1 protein-coding gene is annotated in these 205 nt (G+C 71.7%); it reads right to left on the reverse strand.

What is annotated here, in order from left to right; all coding sequences use genetic code 11:
* On the reverse strand, nucleotides 1–205 hold a 205-nt coding region (locus B8460_RS22515), incomplete at both ends, for a hypothetical protein (protein WP_048863314.1).

The following is a 205-nucleotide window of genomic DNA, read 5'->3' on the forward strand; positions in this document are numbered from 1 at the left end:
CGTTGACGATCGCCTTGACGCCGAGGGGCAGTCCGGCGCGGCCGAGGGCGAGGTCGTGGATGCGGCGCACGACGGCGGCCTCGGCCTCGTCGACGACGAGGATTTTCTTGACCTTCTGGCCGCGCTGTCCGGCGGCCGCGGTCCGGTAGCCGAAGGGCGGCGTGGAGCCGTTCCAGAAGCCCTGACGGGCGTTCTCCTGCATGGC

The sequence above is a fragment of the Acidisphaera rubrifaciens HS-AP3 genome (genome assembly GCF_000964365.1).
Lineage (GTDB): Bacteria > Pseudomonadota > Alphaproteobacteria > Acetobacterales > Acetobacteraceae > Acidisphaera > Acidisphaera rubrifaciens.